Source organism: Maricaulis alexandrii (genome assembly GCF_005871165.1).
Lineage (GTDB): Bacteria > Pseudomonadota > Alphaproteobacteria > Caulobacterales > Maricaulaceae > Maricaulis > Maricaulis alexandrii.
Genome location: NZ_SWKP01000006.1, coordinates 251,503 through 265,923, shown reverse-complemented (window position 1 = coordinate 265,923; position 14,421 = coordinate 251,503). Strand labels below are relative to the sequence as shown.

Sequence of the window (14,421 nt, the reverse complement as noted above, 5' to 3'; positions counted from 1 at the left end):
GTGCTTGGAGGAACCTGGCAGCGCTATCTAGGCTTGTAAATCGCATTCGGCACTTGGAGGCGTGTTTCCGACTAAACCTCTTCCGCCGCCTCGATGCGATCCACCACGATCATCCAGCGCTCCACCGCCTCGCGGATGTCCTCGCGGCCATAGCGCATGGTGACCACTTCAAAGACCTGGCCGGTCTCGCGGTCCATCAGGACGAGGAAGCCGGTGCCGCCGGCGAACTGGTCGTAGACATCTTCAATGCCTTCCTCGACGGCCAGGTCGCGCACGCCGTCGCGCTGGCCCCAGGTGAAGTTGAAGCGTACCCAGTCCACATCGGCGCTTTCGCCCAGATCCGCGCGGACATCCTCGATGCGCGGCTCCAGGATGCGGCAGGCACCGCACCAGGAGGAGCGGAACATGGCCGCTACCAGACGGGGTTCCGCCGGGACTTCAGCCGCGACGGCGCTGTCATCCTGCCAGGAGGCGCGGACAAAGTTTGGACCCAGAAAGGCGGTCAGGGCGACCAGCACGACAATCGCAAAACGCATCGGAATACCTCTTTGATTTGGCGACAGGATTTAGGGCGTTCCGGCCCCGCCGTCAGCTCATTTTGTGATCACGCCTGCGTCATGCTTTCGGGCAGGCTCAATCCCTCGCGCTCATTGTCCCAGATCATGGCGATGATCTGCCAGCGCCCGGCCTCGCCCTTGTAGAAATGGAAGGCATTGATGCCGCGCCGTTCCGGTGTCTCTTCATCGGGATGATGCTTGGCCTCATAGCTCGACCAGGCCTGCGCCATGTTTCCGAACACCTCGATCCGGTTGACCAGGGCGATCTCGTGGAAATCCATCGTCCGCAGCACGGCATCGGCATTGGCGGCGTACTCGTTCGGCGCAAAGGCTTCCAGCCAGGGCTTGCCGTTTTCATCCACTCCGGTGCGAATCTGGCGGCTCATCGGATGGAAGAGCTCGGCCTGGCGCGACCAGTCACGCGGACCCGCCGGCCCGGAAATCATGGCATAGCAATCGGTGATCAGCTGCTCGATCTCGGCCTTGTCGGCCGCCAGCGAGGCGTCGCTCATTCTGCCGCTTCCGGCTTTTCCAGCCCGGGCAGGCCATCAATGCTCACCGCATTGCCGGCATAGCGCTTTTCCTTCCACTCCTCGTCCGTGCGGTGCGCATTGACGCGGACCAGCTGGTCGCGTTCGCCGGCGAAGTCATAGAAGGGCACACCCCAGCCACAGCTGTCCTGGATACGGTCGATCTTCGCGGTGAAAATCGTGCGCACCTTGGGAAAGTCCGGGAAGAGGGCGGCTTTCTCGGCGAAACCCTCTTCTTCAAAAGACACCGCCTCGGCCTGGCCATACAGGCGCAGAATGTTCGGCGCGCCCTCGAAGGCGCAGAACATGAAGGTGATCCGCCCGTTCTGGCGCACATGCGCCAGCGTCTCGATTCCCGACCCGCCCAGATCCAGATAAGCGACCTCATTCGGCCCCAGGATCCGGAAACTGTCATAACCCTTGGGCGACACATTCACATGCCCGCCGTCTCCGGACGGGGCCGTGGCGACGAAGAACATCTTCTGCTTCCCGATGAAGGCCCGGATGCGGTCGTCGATATGGGGGTGGAGTTTCATGGTGGTCAGGGTAGGCGCGTCGCAGGTGAGTGCAACTCACATTTTGGCAAACCAACACTCTACCGGCCCAACTCTTGTCCTCCCTGACGGATGCCCCGCGAAAGCGGGGAGCAGATCAGGGACCCATTGGGCAGAGCCGCGTTCGGCGCAAGCATGGGTCCCGGACTTTCTCCCGGCTCAAGGCCGGGCGTCCATCCGGGATGACAAGAAGTGGGATGGTTGCAGGGGAAGTTGCCCTAACCCCCGAACACGCGCCGGAAGATCGTGTCCACATGCTTCATGTGGTAGGCCTCGTCGAAACAGGCCTCGATCTGCTCGTTGGAGAGCAGGGCAGTGACACCCTCATCGGCCTTGAGGTGGTCGACCAGCATGCCGCCCTCATCCCAGGTCTTCATGCCGTTGCGCTGGACCAGGCGATAGCTGTCCTCGCGGGAGGCACCGGCCTGGGTCAGGGCCAGAAGGACACGCTGGGAATTGTGGATGCCGCCATAGGCGTTGAGGTTTTCCGCGCAGCGGTCGGCATGCACGATCAGGCCCTCGATCATTCCGGCCGTACGGTGCAGGGCGAAGTCGAGATGGACATTGGCGTCCGGGCCGATGCCGCGCTCGACGGAGGAGTGGGAAATGTCCCGCTCATGCCACAGCGCCACATTCTCCATCGCCGGCACGACGGCGGAGCGCACCAGGCGCGCCTGGCCGGTCAGGTTTTCCGTCAGGATCGGATTGCGCTTGTGCGGCATGGCCGAGGAACCCTTCTGGCCCGGGGAGAAATACTCCTGGGCCTCACGGACTTCGGAGCGCTGCAGATGGCGCACTTCAATGGCGATATTCTCGATGGCCGAGGCGATCAGGCCCAGCACGGCGAAATAATTGGCGTGGCGGTCGCGCGGGATGACCTGGGTGGAGACCGGCTCCACCGAGAGACCCATTTGTTCGGCGACATGCTCTTCCACGGACGGGTCGACATTGGCAAAGGTGCCGATCGCGCCGGAGATCGCGCAGGTCGCGATCTCGTCACGGGCCCGCACCAGGCGTTCGCGATTGCGGTCGAACTCGGCATAGAAGCGGGCAAACTTCAAACCCATCGTCGTCGGCTCGGCATGGATGCCGTGCGAGCGGCCGATACAGGCGGTGTATTTGTGCTCTTCGGCGCGCTTCTTCAGCGCCGCCAGCACCCGGTCCATCCCGACCAGAAGCAGGTCGGCGGATTGTTTCATCTGCACGGCGAGGCAGGTGTCCAGCACGTCCGACGAGGTCAGGCCCTGGTGGACGAAACGGCTTTCCTCGCCGACATGCTCGGCCAGATGGGTCAGGAAGGCGATGACATCATGCTTCACTTCCCGCTCGATCTCATCGATCCGCGCCACGTCAAACTCGACGTCCTTGGCTTTCCATACAGCCTCGACCGCCGATTGCGGCACCACACCCAGCTCCGCCAGCTTCTCCGTCGCGTGCGCCTCGATCAGATACCAGATCTTGTACTTGTTCTGGTCCGACCAGATGGCGGCCATTTCCGGACGGGTATAGCGGGGGATCATGTGCGGGCTCCGCGTTTCACAGGAATGAAGCGCGGGGGATGCTCTGAAAGCACCGGAAGGTCAAGAGCACCTGCCGAGGGACATGTACCTCCGGTACGTGTCCCGGAAAGAGCAATTTACTTGAAATTGTATTTGATGCTTGGTGCGCCTATAAAGAGAGTGTTGCTCAATCCTCTTGTCCTAATGCCAAGATCCGCCCGCATCATCCATCCCGGCGCCCCACACCACGTGACGCAGCGCGGTAACCGCCGGCAGCAGGTCTTCTTCTCGGATGACGATTACGCTCATTACCTCGCCCTCCTGGCAGAATCCTGCCGGGCAGAGAACGTCCAATGCTGGGCCTACTGCCTCATGCCCAATCACGTCCATCTGGTCCTGGTTCCTGAGGACGAACTGGGCTTGTCGCGGGTTGTTGGCCGAACCCACCGGCTCTACACGCAGTACTTCAATCGTGGGGCCCAAAGTGCCGGCCTGCTCTGGCAAGGACGTTTCAAGTCCTCTCCGATGGACGAGCCGCGTCTGTTTGCCGCCTGTCGCTATATCGAATTCAACCCGATCCGGGCCGGACTTGTAACCCGCGCCGAGGATTGGCGCTGGTCCAGCGTTCACGCTCATCTCGCCGGGATGGATGATGACCTGGTTCGCGTCGCCCCCATGCAGGATCGCATCGGGGACTGGAACGAATACCTCCACGCCATCGACCCCTATGCTGGATAGGGACATGTACCTCTGGTACCTGTCCCGGATGAGTTTTTGGCGGGTATTCCCCGGGACACGTACCGAAGGTACATGTCCCTATGCGGAGCTACATCGCCCCCCAATCCACCTCACCATGCCGGTCCAGCGTCACCGCTCCATCCGGCATCGCGTATTTCAGCCCCGACCCGCAATTGAACAGCACGCATTCCGCGTCCCGTTCCACCAGACCGTCATCCATCGCCTTTTCCATCGCGGCCAGCGTCGCAGCGCCTTCGGGGCAGAGGAGGAGGCCATCTTCCCGGGCGCAGCGGGTCCGGGCGGTTTCGATGGCGGTTTCCGATACCGCCAGGGCCGCGCCGCCGCTGTCGCGGACGGCGTCGAGGATCAGGAAATCACCGATCGCCTTGGGCACGCGAATGCCCATGGCGGCGGTCTTGGCGTCCAGCCATTCCTCGGCATGGCGGGCGCCGTCCTCGTAAGCCTTCACGATCGGCGCACAGCCTTCGGCCTGGACGGCGAACATTTTCGGGCGTTCGGATCCGATCCAGCCGAGCTTTTCCATCTCGTCGAAGGCCTTCCACATGCCGATCAGGCCGGTACCGCCGCCGGTCGGGTAGAAGATCGCATCCGGCACGCGCCAGCCCAGCTGGGCGGCGAGTTCCAGGCCCATCGTCTTCTTGCCCTCGATCCGGTAGGGCTCCTTGAGGGTGGAGACATCGAACCAGCCCATCTTGTCCTTGCCTTCGCCCACCAGGGCGCCGCAATGATGGATGAAGCCGTTGACCTTGAAGACCTTGGCGCCCTGCAGCGCCATCTCGCGAAGATTGGCCTCCGGCGTGTCCTCGGGGGCGAAGCAATAGCTCTCCATCCCCATCCGGCTGGCATAGGCGGACATGGCCGCGCCGGCATTGCCGTTTGTCGGCATGGCCAGGCGCTTGATGCCGAAAGAGTGGGCCATGGCGACGGCCAGGGCGAGGCCGCGCGCCTTGAACGAGCCGGTCGGCAGGCGCCCCTCATCCTTCACCCAGACCTTGCCCGTCGCTCCAGAGGCCTTGCCCGTGGCGGGCACATCGATCAGCGGCGTATCCACCTCGCCCAGGGCGCACACATCCACATCATTGGCGACCGGCAGCAGCTCGCGCCATTTCCAGAACCCGCCGCCGCGCGCCCAGATCGCACCGCGATCATTCTCCGCCTTCATCTTCTCCAGGTCATAGCGGGCCAGAAGCGGCTTGCCGGCCTTGGACAGATTGTGCGGCTGATCCGGCTCGTAACGCTCCCCGGTCTCCGAGCATTCCAGATGGGTGAAATAATTGGCGCGTTTTTGCATCTAGTCCTCGGTCTCGTTCGGGGTTGAAAGCGTGATCTGGCCCCACAATGCCGCGAGGGCAAGGCGCAGATGCCTCAGTGACCAAGGCCGCGTGTCGATTCGGCGGCCGGAGACCCAGGTCCCGATTACCTCGGCCCGCTCGCCGGCCTCGATGGCCGCGACCGGATCGCGATCGAACCAGGTCAGGTCGGCGCGCTTGCCGATCTCCAGCGTGCCGATCTCGTCGTCGAGTTCGAGCTGACGGGCGGCATGGCGTGACATTAAAATAAGCGATGTTTGCGCGTCGATGGCGCGGCCCAGGGCTTCATCCGAGCGTGTCATGCGGTGGACCGGCAGGGCCATCACCCGCATGGCATCAATCGCGGACGCGGGATGGTCGCCATGGATTGTCACCGCACTGTCCCGCTCCACCGCCTGGGCAATCGGCATGTAGCGGCGGGCGCGGTCCGGTCCGAACATGTCGGTCAGCCTGTGCCCGTAATTGCCGATATGGTCCGGGAAAAAGCCCAGCGAAACCTGAAGGTTGTTGGCCAGATCGATCTGTTCCGGCGTGATCAGGGCGAGGTGTTCCATCCGGTGCATCGGGGTCTGGCCGGGCGCCTGGGCCCGGGCCTGGGCGATGGCGTCCAGCGCCACTTGTACCGCGCGTTCGCCCTGGGCATGGAAGGCGACCTGCTCGCCGCGCTGATGGGCCGCCAGGGTGAGGGCGCGGATCTCGTCCTCCGGCATGGATAAGGGCGCCACCCAGCCGCTCTCCAGATGCAGGATAGTCTGGTTGAAATCCGTGTCTTCATAGGGCTCTGCGGTCGCCGCCCCGCCGGTGAAGGGCGAGCCATCCACCCACATCTTGATGCCGGCAAAGCGGCGGATCGCCGGGACCGGGTCCACATTCTGGAACAGGGTGCGGCCGCGCTCTGCATCCTCCGGCGCCGTGTAGAGCACGGTGTTGAGGGAGGGCGTCTCGCCGCCTGCCACGGCGTGCAGCACGCCCAGCGGATCATCGGCCCGGCCGACCAGGGAGGCGACCCCGATCGTGGTGTAGCCCGCCCGCGCATAGCGGTCATATTCCGCCGCCAGCAGCCAGGTGAGGGCGGCATCCGACGCGCCGGGAATGGCATCCATCAGCGCCCGCACAGCGTTCACTTCGACCAGGCGTCCGGTCAGCGCGCCGGCCTCATCCCGCTCGAAATAGCCATCATGCGGATCCGGCGTTTCGCGTGTGATCCCGGCCGCTTGCAGCGCGGCGCTATTGGCGAAGGCCTCGTGCATCATCTGGGTCAGGATCACCAGCGGGCGGTCCGGCGAGAGGGCGTTCAGCTCCTCCAGGCTCGGCGGGCTCAGCCCGTCCAGCATGACCGGATCCCAACCGAAGGCGACCGTCCAGGGCGAGGGGCCAGGGTGCGCGACACCCTCCGCGATCGCGGCGATGATCTCATCGCGCGTCTCGTAACGCGTGCCGGAAATATCAATCGTCGTGGAGAGGAGGGCCGAGGCCAGCGGATGCGTGTGCGGCTCGATCAGACCCGGGGTCATCGTGCCGCCGTCCAGATCCACCCGCGCCGTCAGCCAGGGCGCGTGCGCCAACACCTCATCCCGCGACCCCAGCGCCACGATCCGCCCGTCGCGCACATGCATCGCCTCCACGATCCCGGGCCCGGACGTCGTCCGGATTTCCCCGTTCAGGAAAACCAGCTCCCGTGGGGATTGCGGCGTATGGGCGAGACCGGTGAAGACACCGATGAGAAGCGAGAGAAGACCGGCGAGACCGAGGAGAAAGCGTTTCATCCCGCCAACTTACATCAACCCCAACGTCTTGAAACTCGCCGTATTCTCCCGGCCGATCACGAGATGGTCGTGGACCACGATTTCGAAGGGCTGACAGATTTCCATCAGGGAGCGGGTCATCTCGATATCGGCCTGGCTCGGCGTGGCATCACCGGAGGGGTGATTGTGCACCAGGATCAGGGCAGAGGCCTCATGGGCGAGGGCGCGTTTGACGACTTCGCGGGGATAGACCGGGGCATGATCGATCGTGCCCCGGCCCAGGACCTCATCGGCGATCAGCTTGTTCTTGCGGTCCAGGAAGAGCACGCGGAACTCTTCCGTCGTGGCGTGCTGCATGGCCGTGCGGCAGTAATTGATCAGCGCCGACCAGGAAGCGATGACTGTCCGTCCCATCACCTGTTCGCGCGCCAGGCGTTCCGACAGCGCCTTTATCAGCTTGAGTTCTGCGGCTGTCTTTTCCGAGACGCCTTTCACTTCCACCAATTGCTCGATCGGGGCCGAGGCCACCCCGCCCAGATCGCCGAAGCGGGCGATCAAATCCTTGGCGATGGGCTTGGTGTCGCGCCGGGGGATGCAGCGGAAGAGGTAAAGTTCCAGCAGCTCATAATCGTGAAGCGCCAGGCCACCCGCTGAGGTTAGTTTTTCGCGCAGCCGGTCCCGATGGCCTGTATGCGGCGCGAGCTCGGCCATGGATCAGATATCGTATGGGGGTTTGTGCAGGCCCTTGGGCGAGGTCGTGAAGATCTCCACCCCGTCCTCGGTCACGCCCACGGAATGCTCGAACTGGGCGGAGAGGGACTTGTCCCGCGTTACCGCCGTCCAGCCATCGGACAGGACCTTCACATCCGGCCGGCCCAGATTGAGCATGGGCTCGATGGTGAAGAACATGCCCGGCTTTAGTTCCGGACCTTCGCCATGGGTGCCGAAGTGCAGGACGTTCGGGCTGTCATGGAAGTTCTGGCCCAGCCCATGGCCGCAGAAATCGCGCACGATCGAGCAGCGGCGGGCCTCGGCGTATTCCTGGATGATCGCGCCGATCGTGCCCAGGGTGACACCCGGTTTTACGGCATTGATGCCGGCCATCATGGCCTCATAGGTCGTGTCGACCAGGATTTCCGCTTTCCGCTTGGGTTCGCCAGCAATGTACATGCGGCTGGTATCACCGTGCCAGCCATCGACCACGACGGTGACATCGATATTGACGATATCGCCATTCTTCAGCGGTTTCGGGCCGGGAATGCCGTGGCAGACCACATGATTGATCGAAGTGCACAGCGAGTGGCGATAGCCGCGATAGAACAGCGTCGCCGGAGTGGAGCCGTGATCGAACGCATACTCGCGGGCCAGCTTGTCCAGGTATTCGGTCGTGACACCCGGCTTCACTTCGGCGGCCAGCATGTCGAGGATTTCCGCAGCCAGCCGGCCCGCTTTGCGCATGCCCGCAAAACCTTCCGGTCCATGCAGTTTGATCCGGCCATCGCGCGGGGCGGAAGCGGCCGTTTCGTCACTCACGATTTCATAGGCAGTGGTCAAAGCATTGGTCCTCGTTTGACCCATATATACAAAAGCGCGCGCCGTTTGGAACGGCGCGCGCCTGCATTTTGTTGTTTCCGCGGTTTGGTCAGTCGGCGTCGCGGCCGAACAGGTTTCCGAAGAAGCTGTCTTCATTCCAGGCCGGCAGCTCGTCACTGTCCGCGATTTCCCGGGCGATCATGTAGTTGATATTGGCGAATTTGGCGCCCTGGTCGAACAGGACTTCCAACTCACCATCCAGCTGATCGGTCTGGGTATGGTAGTGCGTGTTGAGGAAGCCCATGAAGCCTTCCCCCTCATCCCAACGCGGATCCGGCGAGGAGAAGCCGGTCATCAGGAAGAGCGACGGCACGCCCTGGCGCACGAAATTATAGTGGTCCGAGCGCACGAAGAGCGATTGTTCCGGCAGCGGATCTTCACTGACCTGGATGCCGAGACGGGCGGCTGCGCGAGTGGCGATCGGGCCCAGATTGGAGTGGTTGGAGCCAAAGGCGACCACGTCGGCGAAATCATACACGATCACCGGCATGTCCAAATTCACATTGGCGACGATCTGGTCGGCCGGAACGGTCGGGTTGCGGGCAAAGTGCTCCGAACCCAGCAGGCCCTTCTCTTCGGCGGCCAGGGCCACAAAGAGGATCGAACGGCGCGGCGTGCCTTCTTCCAGGAAGGTGCGGGCCGTTTCCAGCATGATCGAGACGCCCGAGGCATTGTCGACGGCGCCATTGCAGATCGCGTCCTCATCATCGGAGGATCGGCAGGCACCGCCGGCGCGCATGTCATCATCGACATGGCCGATATGGTCCAAATGGGCGGTCAGGACGACGTATTCATCGGCCAGTTCCGGGTCCGAACCGCGGATCATGCCGACCACATTCGGGTCCGTGAAGGGTTCCGACAGGGTGCGCTGGCGCAGGGTGACCGTATGGGGCAGGTCAAAGCGCGGATAGGTGGCCTCCTCGCCCTCCATCGCGGCCCGAACCTCTTCCAGGCTCATCTCCGCCCCTTCAAACAGGCGCGCGGCGAGTTCGGTGCTGACATTGGCTGAGACCCGGACATCGTCATAGCCGGACGGGCCGGTGGCGGCCGTCAGGCGCGTGCTGGGCCGGTCGCCATAATTCTCGGCGATGCCCGCGAGACGTTCGTCGGACCAGCTGGTCAGGCCGATCATGCCGATCGCGCCATGGGCCGCCGCGACATTGCGTTTGGTCGTGCCGGATCCGTGGTGGGCGCGTTCTTCGCTGAGGCCTTCAAAGACCGCATCCGGGACACCGCCCATCACGACGACAATCTTCCCTTCGACATCCAGGCCGGCATAGTCGTCATGGCCACGATTGGCGGCGGAAATGCCATGGCCGACAAAGACGAGCTCGCCCGTGACTTCGGATTCCAGGAGCGACGGATTGGTCGAGATCAGGACCGAATTGCCCTGGGTGAAGGTCTCGCCGTCGAACACCATCTGATTATAGCTGGCATCGGCGGTGACATCCTGCATCGGGACGTCCGCGAAATAATGACCATCATCGCCGGCCGGTTCCAGGCCCAGAAGGCGCATCTGCGAGGCGACATAATTGGCGGCAATCTCGTAGCCGTCCGAACCGGCATCGCGGCCTTGCATGTAATCGGATGCCAGGAAACGGATATGCGCTTCGATATTCGTCGCGCTCACATCGGGCACGAAGGGCGCGTCAGTCGTCGTTTCAGCCGTGTCGGGCTGGCAGGCAGCGAGCGCGAGGCCGGCCAGGGCCGGAACCAGATACTTCATCAAGGCCTCCCCCAAAGAGGTGTCAAAAACTTCGCGGACTATAGGCCCGGAAGGCGGAGGCACAATGTTACGGGAGATTAATCAGCAGCGGCCAGGGCTTCGGCGACCTCGGGCAAAACCGAGTAATGCTCCTGGAAAATCGGTGTCATCCGCGCCGGTCGTCCCGTGGAGAGCTGAAAACACACAACTTTCGTCAGTGCGCGGAAAACGGTCGCACCGTCGCTGACCCGGCGGAACTGATAGCGCCGTTCGGCGCGCAGGCGCCGGTCCGACCGGGTGATCCAGACGGCGCAGTCCAGCTCGTCGCCGACATGGACATGACCCAGATAGTCCGCCTCGGTCCGGATGATGGCGATGCCGCGATCCTCGTCCCCGCAAGCCTCCATCGAATAGCCCTTGGAAAACCAGTGCGTCCACGCCGCTTCGTCGGCCCATTCCAGATAGCGCGCATTATTGGCGTGCCCGAAGGCATCCATGGCGGCCTCGGTCACCGTCACGCGGTGGATATAGGGGGAGGGGAGGTCCCACTCGCTGTTGGCCATGTCTCTAGAGCTCCACCGTCATCGGCTTTGTGACCACGATGCCATCTGTCGACACATCACAGGCATAGGCCAGCACGTCCACCCCGGCCCTGGCCGCATCGCGCAGCGCTTGGGCATAGACCGGATCGGTATCCTCGGCCGGGCGCAGGGTGTGGCAGTCATTGCGCTGGACGATGAAGAGCTGCACGGCCCGGTGGCCATCCGCGACCTGATTGCTCAGCTCGCCCAGATGCTTGGCGCCGCGGCTGGTCACGCCGTCGGGGAATTCCGCAATGCCGATACCGCGCTGCCAGTGGACATTCTTCACCTCCACCCAGCAGGCGGGCCGGCCCTCGCTTTCCAGCAGAAGGTCGATGCGGGAATTCTCGCCGTATTTCACTTCGCGGCGAAGGCTGTCATAGCCGGTCAATTCGCTGATCACGCCGGCCTTCACGGCTTCTTCGGCCAGGGCATTGGCGGTATTGGGCAGGGCACCGATGATCGTGCCCTCGGCCTCCACCAGTTCCCATGTGTATTTCAGCTTGCGCTTGGGATTGTCGGATCTGGACAGCCAGACCTTCAGGCCCGGCTCCTTGATCCCGGTCATGGCACCCGTATTGGCGCAATGGGCGGTCACGGTCTCGCCGCTGTCCAGCACCACATCGGCGAAGAAGCGCTTATAGCGTTTGACCAGCTGGCCGGGGATGAGTTCGGTCGGAAATTTCATGGCTTGGACTTCTTGGCTTTCGCCTCATATACCCGGGTTCGGATGTCGTTTGAGGGGTAAATCACATGGCCGAAACGAAACGGGTAACAGCTTCCGTCCTCCTGATCGGGGATGAAGTCCTGTCCGGACGTACCCAGGACAAGAATCTCCAGCAGATCGCCCGTTTCCTGGCCCCGCTTGGTATCAATGTCGTGGAATGCCGCGTCGTGCCGGATATCGAGGACGAGATCGTCGAGGCGGTGAACACGCTGCGGGCCAAGACCGATTATGTCTTCACCACGGGCGGGATCGGCCCGACCCATGATGACATCACCGCTGACAGCATCGCCAAGGCTTTCGGCATGGGCATCGATGTCCGCGACGATGCGCTGGAGATCATCGAACACTGGTATGCCAAGACCCAGACGCCGGTCACCGAGAGCCGCAAGCGCATGGCGCGCATCCCGGACGGTTCCAGCCTGATCGACAATCCGGTCTCCGGTGCGCCGGGCTTCCAGACGGAGAATGTCTTCACCATGGCCGGTGTGCCCGCCATCTGCCGCGGCATGCTGGAGGATATCGCGCACCGTCTGGAAAAGGGGGCTGTCACCCTGTCCCGCTCCGTGAAGGGCGACAATCTGCGCGAGGGCGAGATCGCCGAGGCGCTGGGCACACTCCAGGACGAGAACCCCAATGTCTCGCTCGGTTCCTACCCGTATTTCATGGAAGTGAAGGACGGGAAGATCAAACGCGGCACCCACCTCGTCGCCCGCTCCACCGACAGCGCCGCCCTGGACGGCGTCATCGACGCCCTGACAAACATGGTCAGCGATCTGGGCTATGTGCCGCGGGTCGATCCGGAGGATTAGGAGCTGCACCATCGGCCATCCTTCCCCTCGATGGGGAAGGTGTCCGGCGAATGCGGGACGGAAGGGGTGAATCACGGAGGGACCCGTTTGTTTGCCGGGTCGCCCACCCCACCGCGCATATGCGCGGTCCTTCGTCACGTCGACCAGTCCCCCAGACTGTTCTTGGGCTCCTCAGCGCCCATCAAGGGCGAGGAGAGACAAGGACGCCCCCAAATCGCCCTGATTTCGTCTTCTCTCCGCAAACTTTCCCACCCACGGTCGCAATTGAGGGACATCAAAGGGAAGGGGAGAGGCCATGAAACGGGCACTCTTGCTGGCCAGCGCCATCGGCCTGGTCGTCGCCGGCTGTACAGCCACACTCGAAGATCATCGAGACCGGGAGGCTGCGGAAGACGCCTACCAGCCGGTCCCTTCACCGCCGCCTCCGCCACCTCCGTCCATGGACATGTTGAGAAGTGCCGAAAGAGCGATGGCCTCCAGTTCAGCCCTCGAAACAAGCAGCTTGGGCAGGACCAGTCCCCGCCCGCCCGTCATTGTCGGCCAACCGGAACCAGAAGACCGCGAACGCTATGAGGACGTCGACGCCAACCCGGTCATCTCCACCGCTGACGAACCCGTCTCCACCTTCTCCATCGATGTCGACACGGCCAGCTATGCCGTGGTGCGCGATTATCTGATGGATGGTGATCGCCTGCCGCCCTCCGATGCCATTCGCATCGAGGAGATGATCAATTATTTCGACTATGACTATGCCCTGCCGGATGGCCCAGAAGAACCCTTCGCCACGCATGTCACGGTCACCCCCAATCCCTGGAACGCCAACACCCAGCTCATGCATGTCGGCATTCAGGGTTTCGAGATCATTCCGGACGAGCGCCCGCGCGCCAATCTGGTCTTCCTGATCGATGTCTCCGGTTCGATGAGCTCGCCGGACAAGCTGCCGCTCGCCGTCCAGGCGATGCACATGCTGGTTGATGAGCTGGAGCCGGACGACACGGTCTCCATCGTTGTCTATGCCGGCGCGGCCGGTGCCGTTCTGGAACCGACCCGGGCCCGCGACAGCCACCGCATCCATGAAGCCCTCGACCGTCTCAGCGCGGGCGGCTCCACGGCAGGCGGAGCCGGTCTGGCCCTGGCCTATGATTTCGCCCGACAGAATTTCGACGAGGACGCGGTCAATCGCGTCATGCTGCTCACCGATGGTGATTTCAATGTCGGCGTGACCCGCGATGAAAGCCTGGAAGACTATGTCGCCCGCCAGCGCGAGAGCGGCATCTATCTCTCCGTGATGGGCTTCGGGCGGGGCAATTACAACGACCAGCTCATGCAGACCATCGCCCAGGCCGGCAATGGCACGGCCGGCTATATCGACAGCCGCCGCGAGGCGCGCCGCATGCTGGTCGAGGAGAGCTTCTCCTCGCTCTTCCCGATCGCCAATGATGTGAAAATCCAGGTCGAGTTCAATCCGGCCCGCGTCGCGGAATACCGGCTGATCGGCTATGAGACGCGTCTGCTGGACCGGGCCGATTTCAACAATGATGCCGTGGATGCCGGCGAGGTTGGTTCCGGCCATGCCGTCACCGCCATCTATGAGATCGCGGCGCCCGGTTCTGAAGGCGTGCTGATGGATCCGCTGCGCTATGGCGGAACCGGCGAGCCCGCCGCCGACCTGTCCGGCGAATTCGGCCTTGTCCGCCTGCGCTACAAGGAGCCGGGCGAGGATGACAGCATCTTGATGGAACGGACCGTCACCGATGCCGACGCGGTGGAACGCTTCATGGATGCCGACACCGAGGTCCGCTTCTCCGTCTCCGTCGCCGGTTTCTCCCAACTCCTGCGCGGCGATCCCTATCTGGCCGAAGACTACAGTTTCGACAGCGTCATTGGCGCCGCCTCCAGCGCGCTGGGGGAGGATGAATTCGGCTACCGCGCCGAATTCATCGACCTTGTCGAACGCGCCCAAGCGCTCTCGGAAGACGTGACCAAGCCGTAGGTTTTCCTCCCCACGTTGTGGGGAGGTGGATCGCCCGCAGGGCGAGACGGAGGGGCCGC

The 14,421-nt window shown here is 63.2% G+C and carries 13 protein-coding genes and 1 pseudogene; 3 read left to right on the top strand and 11 right to left on the bottom strand.

The window, feature by feature from the left end; all coding sequences use genetic code 11:
• Positions 1–71: 71 nt before the first annotated feature.
• The 4 genes from FCS99_RS07630 to purB all read right to left on the bottom strand — a co-directional run bounded on the left by FCS99_RS07630 (position 72) and on the right by purB (position 3,161).
• Positions 72–536 (bottom strand): thioredoxin family protein, encoded by a 465-nt coding sequence (locus FCS99_RS07630; RefSeq protein ID WP_138511481.1) that lies wholly within the window; start codon positions 534–536, stop codon positions 72–74.
• 68 nt (positions 537–604) lie between these two features.
• Positions 605–1,069: a hypothetical protein gene (locus FCS99_RS07625; protein ID WP_138511480.1), complete on the bottom strand. Its 465-nt coding sequence runs from the start codon at positions 1,067–1,069 to the stop codon at positions 605–607.
• Positions 1,066–1,623, bottom strand: coding sequence for a pyridoxamine 5'-phosphate oxidase family protein (locus FCS99_RS07620; RefSeq protein WP_138511479.1), 558 nt, complete (start codon positions 1,621–1,623; stop codon positions 1,066–1,068). Before FCS99_RS07620 ends, FCS99_RS07625 begins: the two co-directional genes overlap by 4 nt.
• 236 nt (positions 1,624–1,859) lie before the next feature.
• Positions 1,860–3,161 (bottom strand): adenylosuccinate lyase, encoded by a 1,302-nt coding sequence (gene purB, locus FCS99_RS07615; protein WP_138511478.1) that lies wholly within the window; start codon positions 3,159–3,161, stop codon positions 1,860–1,862.
• 285 nt (positions 3,162–3,446) lie between these two features.
• Here purB and FCS99_RS07610 point away from each other — a divergent pair.
• Positions 3,447–3,878: pseudogene (locus FCS99_RS07610) on the top strand (transposase); the annotation flags it as partial.
• 88 nt (positions 3,879–3,966) lie between these two features.
• Here FCS99_RS07610 and FCS99_RS07605 read toward each other — a convergent pair.
• The 7 genes from FCS99_RS07605 to sfsA form a co-directional block, all read right to left on the bottom strand.
• The gene (locus FCS99_RS07605) at positions 3,967–5,190 is read right to left on the bottom strand and encodes a threonine synthase (RefSeq protein ID WP_138511476.1); all 1,224 of its coding nucleotides are present in this window, start codon (positions 5,188–5,190) and stop codon (positions 3,967–3,969) included.
• A complete protein-coding gene (locus FCS99_RS07600; RefSeq protein ID WP_138511475.1) occupies positions 5,191–6,975 on the bottom strand; it encodes an amidohydrolase in 1,785 nt (594 codons plus the stop codon). It abuts the gene before it with no gap.
• A gap of 9 nt (positions 6,976–6,984) precedes the next feature.
• Positions 6,985–7,665 (bottom strand): RadC family protein, encoded by a 681-nt coding sequence (gene radC / locus FCS99_RS07595; RefSeq protein WP_138511474.1) that lies wholly within the window; start codon positions 7,663–7,665, stop codon positions 6,985–6,987.
• Between the two features lie 3 nt (positions 7,666–7,668).
• A complete protein-coding gene (gene map / locus FCS99_RS07590) occupies positions 7,669–8,508 on the bottom strand; it encodes a type I methionyl aminopeptidase (protein WP_267899614.1) in 840 nt (279 codons plus the stop codon).
• Positions 8,509–8,596: 88 nt separating this feature from the next.
• Complete coding sequence (locus FCS99_RS07585) at positions 8,597–10,273, bottom strand: M28 family metallopeptidase (RefSeq protein WP_233352701.1); 1,677 nt, start codon at positions 10,271–10,273, stop codon at positions 8,597–8,599.
• 77 nt (positions 10,274–10,350) lie between these two features.
• The gene (locus tag FCS99_RS07580; protein ID WP_138511472.1) at positions 10,351–10,815 is read right to left on the bottom strand and encodes an acyl-CoA thioesterase; all 465 of its coding nucleotides are present in this window, start codon (positions 10,813–10,815) and stop codon (positions 10,351–10,353) included.
• 4 nt (positions 10,816–10,819) lie between these two features.
• Positions 10,820–11,521, bottom strand: coding sequence for a DNA/RNA nuclease SfsA (gene sfsA / locus FCS99_RS07575; protein ID WP_138511471.1), 702 nt, complete (start codon positions 11,519–11,521; stop codon positions 10,820–10,822).
• Positions 11,522–11,586: 65 nt separating this feature from the next.
• On the opposite strand from sfsA, the gene FCS99_RS07570 reads away from it, so the two are divergent.
• Both FCS99_RS07570 and FCS99_RS07565 read left to right on the top strand, forming a co-directional pair.
• A complete protein-coding gene (locus tag FCS99_RS07570) occupies positions 11,587–12,369 on the top strand; it encodes a competence/damage-inducible protein A (protein WP_138511470.1) in 783 nt (260 codons plus the stop codon).
• A gap of 295 nt (positions 12,370–12,664) precedes the next feature.
• A complete protein-coding gene (locus FCS99_RS07565) occupies positions 12,665–14,362 on the top strand; it encodes a vWA domain-containing protein (protein ID WP_138511469.1) in 1,698 nt (565 codons plus the stop codon).
• Positions 14,363–14,421: the final 59 nt, after the last annotated feature.